We start from the raw sequence: 7,083 nt of genomic DNA, 5'->3' as shown, positions 1-7,083 counted from the left end.
GTGTCGGCGAGTCGTTCGGCGCCGTTGGTGGTGGGGAGCTCGAACGAGGCGGCGTCGCCAACGATGAGTTCGTCGAGGACGAGGTGGACGGGGCCGTGTTCGGAGTTGGTGAAGCAGACCTGGCCGTCGGTGCCGACTTCGACGAATGCGACGTTGGGGTCGACGGTGCCGGCTGCGAAGTTGACGTTGGAGGTGTCGCCGGCGGTGTCGTCGCTGGAGTGGAGGGTGCCGAAGCCGGCGGCGTCGGCGAGCACGGGGGTGGCGTTGAGGCCGACGAAGTCGCCGGGGTCGGCGCCGACGGCGTCGAAGCAGCGGGTCTCGTTGGCGTCGAGTTGGTCGCCGCCGAGCCCGAGGCGGGTGTCGGCGAGTCGTTCGGCGCCGTCGGTGGTGGGGAGCTCGAACGAGGCGGCGTCGCCAACGATGAGTTCGTCGAGGACGAGGTGGACGGGGCCGTGTTCGGAGTTGGTGAAGCAGACCTTGTTGTCGCTGCCGACTTCGACGAAGGCGACGTTGGGGTCGACGGTGCCGGCTGCGAAGTTGACGTTGCTGGTCTCGCCGGCGGCGTCGTCGGAGGAGTGCAGGGTGCCGAACCCGGCCGTGCCGGCGAGGATCGGCGTGATGTTCACGCCGACGAAGTCGCCGGGATCGGCGCCGAACACCGGCACGCAGATCTCCTCGTCGGCGGCCACGATCGCATCGGAGTTCGGGGAGGGAATCGCCGGCAGCGTGGCCTCGTAGATGCGGTAGACGCGCGCCGAGAAGCCGCCCTTCGATCCGTCGAGGTTCTCCGCGAGCGACGACAGCACGATTCGAGTGGCGTCGGCCCGGGAGGAGAACGGCGCGAGGCCGTGGAGTGGACCGGTTGGCAGTTCGCCACCGGGACCCTGGGTGATCTGGATCGGATCGCCGTCACCGTCGCTGTAGAACAGCTGGTCGCCGTCGTACGGTGTCGTTCCACCTGGGCCGGGCAGGGTCGGTGCCGGCTGCTTGATGATCACTCGTCCACCGTTGTGGATCGTTGCCGAGACGTCCTGATGATTGGTCGGCTCGAGGACCGCTTGGGTGAGTCCAGATGGTAGGTGCCGCCGGAACAGGCGTGGCGTGACGTCGACCAGGCCAGGAAGCACCGACGGGTCCGACGACCAGAACGTGACCCATTCGAGGTCGGGCGACGCAGACCACGCGCGAATGAACCCGTCGTGCTCGGCCGGACGCTGCACGGCGGCTCGCACACCGGTCGTGCGGTCCCACCGAACGAATCGGTCCGTCGCTCCGACGCTCGCGTACTCGACCCACGTCACGATCCTGCCGTCGGGAGAGATCCGACCCCGCGCGGAGTTCGTCTCTCCGAGTCCGTCGGGGGTGAGGACCTGCTTCGTGGTCGTGTCGACGAGGAAAGACCGGACGCGACCGAGCGAACCGCTGGTCGCCCAGACCAACACATATCGGCCACGAGCGTCGGCATCGTCGACCTCGGACGGCAGCCACGGGGTCGGGAACGAGCCGAGAGCGTCCGGATCGGTGGTGCCGCCGATCGTCTCCCGGACCAGCTTGTTGTCGGAGATCCGCCACAGCGTGTCGTTGTCGCTGAGTTGCCCCCTTCCCGAGACAGCCGTCGACGCACCCGAGTCCAGATCGACCCGTACCCACTCGTTCGTCCCTACCCGTGCCGTGATCGCGAATCGCTCATCAGGGCTCACGTCGTAGATGCCCCAACCGACGGCCACATGCCGGACAGGAAAGCCTCGTGGCGATGCCTGCGCGGATCTCGAGAGCATCGGAGAGGCGGTCGACAACGCGACCAGCGAGGCGGCGAGCAACAGTCGCACGACAGACAAGCGAGGGAGGGGGCGAACCATGGCGCAGAGGTGTAGCAGACCGGCAGCGACCTTCGTTGTCCCGACCGCGCAGTGTGGGCACCGGGCCCTGCTCACGCCTCGGCGGTCGCTACGCGGCGTCAGGTACGGTCCGCGGCATGGATGCGATCGAGGCGATCATGACCACTCGGGCGATTCGTCGGTTCACCGACCGGCCGGTCGCCGACGCCGACATCGAGACCTGCCTACGAGCCGCTCAGCAGGCGCCGTCAGGCGGCAACGTGCAGCCCCAGCAGTACGTCGTGGTCACCGAACCCGAACCGAAGGCCGTCGTCGCGCAGTGGTACAAGGCGGCCTTCGACCGTTACGAGTCGAGTCTCGACGTGCCACGCGAGTTCCGCGACGACGCCGCCCGCCGATCGTGGGAGCGGACCCGTGACGCCAGCCGCCACCTCGCCGACACGATCCAGGACGCACCGGCGATCGTCGTCTTCCTCCAGGCGAACATCCCCTGGGAGCCGCGCGACGAGCAGGGTTCGATGGACATCGGCCGCCTCGACGCGTCGGTCTACCCGGCCGTGCAGAACTTCTGCGTCGCAGCGCGCTCGATGGGTCTCGGCACGGCACTGACCACGGTGATCCGGATCCACGCCGACGAGGTGCTCGCCGCGCTCGGCGTGCCGGAGGGTGCGTTCGAGATCGCCGCCCTCGTGCCGGTCGGCTACCCCTCGGGCAACTTCGGCGTCGCGCCGCGCAAACCGGCGGCCGCGGTGACGCACTGGAACCGCTGGGGCGACAAGCGCCGCTGAGCCAGCCGCCGATCAGCTGCCGGCGATCACGCCGACGTCGGTGAGCAGCCGCCGGTTGAGCGGATCGAGGTCGAGGCCGGCGATCTCGGCGGGCTCGAACCAGCGCAGCTCGTGCACCTCGTCGTCGCCGTCGGTCGGCTCGCCGGACTCGATCGCCGCGTCGAACACGGTGGCCACGTACGAGCAGAGATCGCCGTTCGGGTAATTGACCCGGTAGTCCGGCCCGCCGACTGCGGCGCGGATCCGGTCGAGCCGCACGACGGTGCCGGTCTCCTCGAGGGCCTCGCGGCGGGCGGCGTCCCACGGCGACTCGTCGGGATCGACCGTGCCGCCGACCGTCTGCCACTGCTTCGTCTGCGCCTCGCACATGAGGAGCAGCCGGCCCCGGCCGTCCCAGATCAGCACCGTGACGCTCGGCAGGAGCACGAGGTCGTTGCCCACCCGCTCGCGGATGCCGCGCAGGTAGTCCGAGATCGCCATGCAGCGGACGATACCGGTGACCGTCGTCGGCGAGCGTCGGGCGGGGAGCGGCGCCGATAGCGTGGTCAGGCCATGTCCGAGACCCCTCACGCCATCGTCACCCCTCGCGGGCCCGCGCGTCGTGACGACCTGCGCAACCTCGCCATCGTCGCCCACGTCGACCACGGCAAGACCACGCTGATCGACTCGCTCCTGCGGCAGGCGGGCGCGTTCCGGGCCAACGAGGACGTCGCCGAGCGGGTGATGGACTCGAACGACCTCGAGCGCGAGAAGGGCATCACGATCCTCGCCAAGAACACGTCGGTGCGATGGGGCGGGGTGACGCTCAACATCGTCGACACGCCGGGCCACGCCGACTTCGGCGGCGAGGTCGAGCGCGCCCTCACGATGGTCGACGGCATCGTGCTCCTCGTCGACGCGGCCGAGGGCCCACTCCCGCAGACGCGGTTCGTGCTGCGCAAGGCGCTCGGCTACGACATGCCGGTCATCCTGGTCATCAACAAGATCGATCGGCCCGATGCCCGCGTCGCCGAGGTCGTCGACGAGGCGTACGAGCTGTTCATGGACCTCGACGCCAACGACGCCCAGCTCGACTTCCCGATCGTCTACTGCTCGGGCCGCGACGGCTGGTCGTCGCTCGACCCCGACGACCGGTCCGGCGACCTCGGCACGCTCTGCGACGTCATCGTCGACACGATCCCGGCGCCGAGCTACACGCCCGACGCCAAGCTGCAGGCGTGGGTCACGAACCTCGACGCCAACCCGTACCTCGGCCGGCTCGCTCTCTGCCGGGTCGTCGAAGGCACGCTCGAGCGGGGCAAGCAGGTCTCCTGGTGCCGCATCGACGGGCGGGTCGAGCGCACCAAGGTCGCCGAGCTGTTCCTCACCGAGCAGCTCGAACGTGTACCGGTCGATTCGGCGGGACCGGGCGACCTGGTGGCCGTCGCCGGCATTCCCGAGATCACGATCGGGGAGACGCTCGCCGACGCCGACGAGCCCGAGGCGCTCCCGACGATCACCGTCGACGAGCCGGCGCTCTCGATGACCGTCGGCATCAACACGTCGCCGCTGGCCGGCCGCGATGGCGACAAGATGACCGCTCGCCTGGTCAAGAACCGGCTCGACGCCGAGCTGGTCGGCAACGTCAGCATCCGCGTCAACCCGACCGACCGGCCCGACGCCTGGGAGGTGCAGGCCCGTGGCGAGCTCCAGCTCGCCGTGCTCGTCGAGACGATGCGGCGCGAGGGCTTCGAGCTCACGGTCGGCAAGCCCGAGGTCGTGACGCGAGAGATCGACGGCAAGAAGCACGAACCGGTCGAGCGGGTGACCATCGACGTGCCCGACGAGCACCTCGGTGCCGTGACACAGCTGCTGGCTGGTCGGAAGGGCCGCATGGAGAACATGGTCAACCACGGCCTCGGCTGGGTGCGCCTCGAGTACCTGGTGCCGGCGCGCGGCCTGATCGGCTTCAGGACCGAGTTCCTGACCGAGACGCGCGGCACCGGCGTGATCAGCCACATCTTCGACGGCTACGAGCCATGGTTCGGCGACATCCGCGCCCGTGAGCGCGGGTCGGTCGTTGCCGATCGCACCGGCCCGGCCACCACCTACGCGATGCTCAACCTGCAGGACCGGTCGTCGATGATGGTCGGCCCCGGCACCGACGTGTACTGCGGGATGATCGTCGGCGAGAACTCGAGGGCCGGCGACATGGACGTCAACATCTGCCGTGAGAAGAAGCTGACCAACGTGCGTGCCGCGTCCGCCGACGAGACGGTCAAGCTCACGCCGCATCGCGTGCTCTCGCTCGAGCATGCCCTCGAGTTCATCGCCGCCGACGAGTGCGTCGAGGTCACGCCGAAGCACATCCGGCTGCGGAAGGTGCACCTCGATCCGCAGGACCGCATCCGCCACGCCAAGCAGCTGGCGGCGACCGCCGGCTGAGGGCATGGCACAGCCCGCCGACGTCGTGCGAGCGCTCTTCGAGCGCATGCAGGCGCGCGATTGGGACGGTGCCGCAGCGCTGCTCGCACCGGACCTCACCGTCGAGTGGACCCAGACCGGCGAGCGATTCGAGGCCGACGGTTTCGTCGCAATGAACCAGGCGTACCCCGAGGGCTGGAGCATCGACGTCGTCGAGACGCTCGGCGCCGGCTCACGAGTCGCCGCTCAGGTGCGCGTCGACCAGCCGCCACACACGTTCTGGTGTGCCGGGTTCTACGAGGTGGTCGACGGGCAGGTCGTGTCCGGCGTCGAGCACTGGGTCACCGCCGGCTCGGAACCGCCGCCCGAATGGCGGCAGCGGTTCACGGCCCCCTGACGACGCCTCACGGGCCGAACGCGTCGTCGCCGGCCTCCGCAGCGCTGTGGACGTCGTTCGCTCCGCCGAACGCGGTGCCGTAGATCTCGGCGAAGTCGGCGAGCAGATCGTCGAGGGGCAGATCGTCGTAGGAGCCGCGGTCGCGGACGTACTCCATGTGCCGGCGGCCGGCCTGGTCGAACGGGTGCATCAGCGCGTCGGCGGTCCCGTCGAACTCCAGCACCTTCACACCGAACCGCTCGCAGAGCTCGATGTTGAACGCCGTGCTCAGCTTGAACCAGCGCGACGTGCCAGGCGCCGCCGGGTCCGGGAGCAGCAGCTCGCTGTAGCCGTGCCACGCGAACAGGTCGGTCCCCATGGTGGCCGAGAGCTTCTCGCTCGTCAGGTGGTTGCGCACGTCAGCGAAGCCGAGGCGGGCGGGGATGCCCAGCCGCCGCGCCGCAGCGGTGAGCAGGACCGACTTCGGGACGCACCAGTTCGACGGCGACGCCACGACCGAGCTGGCACGGAAGGCCGCCGGGTCGTACGAGATGCCGTACGGGTCGTAGCGGATGCCGTCGCGCACGGCGTGGAACAGGGCGACCGCGACCTCGGTCGGATCCGTTGCGCCGGCGGCGCTGTCGCGTGCGAAGTCGCCGACCGCCGGCGAGTCGGCGTCGATGAACCACGTCGGAGCGAGGCTCGGCGCCGTCATGGTCCGACCGTCACCGCTGCGTCGGTCAGGTCGACGGCTGCGTTGTCGTGGTGCCGCACGGTGGCGGCGTCCCAGGCGAGGAGGCCCAGCCGGCACCGCTCCCACCGGTTGCCGGCCACTGCGACATCGGCGGCGCCGCGCTGGACGACACAGCCGCTGTCGCCGTCGCTGATGGCGTTGCCGCTCACCTCGGCGTGCGTGCCGCCGTCGACGTCGATCGCCCGCATCGTGCGCTCGATCGCGTTCCCGATGACGGTGGTGCCGTCGGTGTCGACCAGTTGGATCGCCCACCAACGACCCTGGATCCGGTTGCCGCGCAGCACCGCTCCGACCGTGCCGGTGCAACGGATGCCGACAAGGAAGCCGCTCAGCTCGCAGCTCTCGACGGCATGCCCCGAACCTCCGGACAGGTCGATCGAGCAGTCCCACTGCGATCCCTCGAACGTCGATCGCGTGACCGTCAGCCGCTCGGCGCCGGCGGCCACGAGGCCGGCCGCACGGCACGAGGAGACCTTGGCGCCGTCGCCGGCGACGTCGATGTGCCCGTCGATGTCGCACCCGAGGAGGCTCGAGGAGCCCCCCGCGATGCGGACCACGGTCTTGGGCAGCCAGATCACGCGCTGCCCGCCGCCGACGACCGAGCAGTGCTCGAGCCGGGCGCCCCGACCGAGGACGACCGCGACGCTCTCGATCCCGTCGATCGTCGTCCGGTCGGGCCCGAGCCCCCTGACCGTGACGCCGTCGGGGATGCGGGCCGGTCCGATGTACCGGCCATCGCCCAGCTGCACGATGTCGCCGGCGCTCGCGTCGCCGATCACCGACGCCAGTTCGATCGGCGCGGCGGGCGTCGATGCGAACAGCTCGATCGGCGCCTCCGGCGGGGGCTCGAGGGTGATCCGGTACACGTCCGCGAGGTCGTGTGGCCGCTCCGGCGGACGACGCAGCGCGAGGCCGGTGTCGGTC

6 protein-coding genes and 1 pseudogene are annotated in these 7,083 nt (G+C 70.1%); 3 read left to right on the top strand and 4 right to left on the bottom strand.

Annotated features, from left to right (window positions below; translation table 11 throughout):
• Nucleotides 1–1,727, bottom strand: a pseudogene (locus tag QNJ12_RS22925) (hypothetical protein); the annotation flags it as partial.
• Between the two features lie 248 nt (nt 1,728–1,975).
• On the opposite strand from QNJ12_RS22925, the gene QNJ12_RS22920 reads away from it, so the two are divergent.
• Nucleotides 1,976–2,626: a nitroreductase family protein gene (locus QNJ12_RS22920; protein WP_300626318.1), complete on the top strand. Its 651-nt coding sequence runs from the start codon at nt 1,976–1,978 to the stop codon at nt 2,624–2,626.
• Between the two features lie 12 nt (nt 2,627–2,638).
• Here QNJ12_RS22920 and QNJ12_RS22915 read toward each other — a convergent pair whose 3' ends face one another.
• The gene (locus QNJ12_RS22915; protein ID WP_300626316.1) at nt 2,639–3,106 is read right to left on the bottom strand and encodes an NUDIX domain-containing protein; all 468 of its coding nucleotides are present in this window, start codon (nt 3,104–3,106) and stop codon (nt 2,639–2,641) included.
• Between the two features lie 72 nt (nt 3,107–3,178).
• Here QNJ12_RS22915 and typA point away from each other — a divergent pair, with 72 nt between their 5' ends.
• Nucleotides 3,179–5,050: a translational GTPase TypA gene (gene typA, locus QNJ12_RS22910; protein ID WP_300626314.1), complete on the top strand. Its 1,872-nt coding sequence runs from the start codon at nt 3,179–3,181 to the stop codon at nt 5,048–5,050.
• A gap of 4 nt (nt 5,051–5,054) precedes the next feature.
• Nucleotides 5,055–5,426 (top strand): nuclear transport factor 2 family protein, encoded by a 372-nt coding sequence (locus QNJ12_RS22905; RefSeq protein WP_300626312.1) that lies wholly within the window; start codon nt 5,055–5,057, stop codon nt 5,424–5,426.
• A gap of 7 nt (nt 5,427–5,433) precedes the next feature.
• On the opposite strand, the gene QNJ12_RS22900 is transcribed toward QNJ12_RS22905, so the two are convergent.
• A complete protein-coding gene (locus tag QNJ12_RS22900; protein WP_300626310.1) occupies nt 5,434–6,120 on the bottom strand; it encodes a transglutaminase family protein in 687 nt (228 codons plus the stop codon).
• The coding region (locus tag QNJ12_RS22895; protein ID WP_300626308.1) for a right-handed parallel beta-helix repeat-containing protein at nt 6,117–7,083 on the bottom strand (967 nt) is incomplete at its 5' end. The genes QNJ12_RS22895 and QNJ12_RS22900, both read right to left, overlap by 4 nt.

Source organism: Ilumatobacter sp. (assembly GCF_030065885.1).
Taxonomy (GTDB): Bacteria; Actinomycetota; Acidimicrobiia; order Acidimicrobiales; family Ilumatobacteraceae; genus Ilumatobacter.
Note: the sequence above shows the minus strand (reverse complement) of the source record. Positions and strands in the feature narration are given on the sequence as shown.

Bases quoted from the DNA above. Each gene is read 5' to 3' on its own strand.
- QNJ12_RS22920 (WP_300626318.1), top strand. From the start codon at position 1,976: ATGGATGCGATCGAGGCGATCATGACCACTCGGGCGATTCGTCGGTTC.
- QNJ12_RS22915 (WP_300626316.1), bottom strand. From the start codon at position 3,106: ATGGCGATCTCGGACTACCTGCGCGGCATCCGCGAGCGGGTGGGCAAC.
- typA (WP_300626314.1), top strand. From the start codon at position 3,179: ATGTCCGAGACCCCTCACGCCATCGTCACCCCTCGCGGGCCCGCGCGT.
- QNJ12_RS22905 (WP_300626312.1), top strand. From the start codon at position 5,055: ATGGCACAGCCCGCCGACGTCGTGCGAGCGCTCTTCGAGCGCATGCAG.
- QNJ12_RS22900 (WP_300626310.1), bottom strand. From the start codon at position 6,120: ATGACGGCGCCGAGCCTCGCTCCGACGTGGTTCATCGACGCCGACTCG.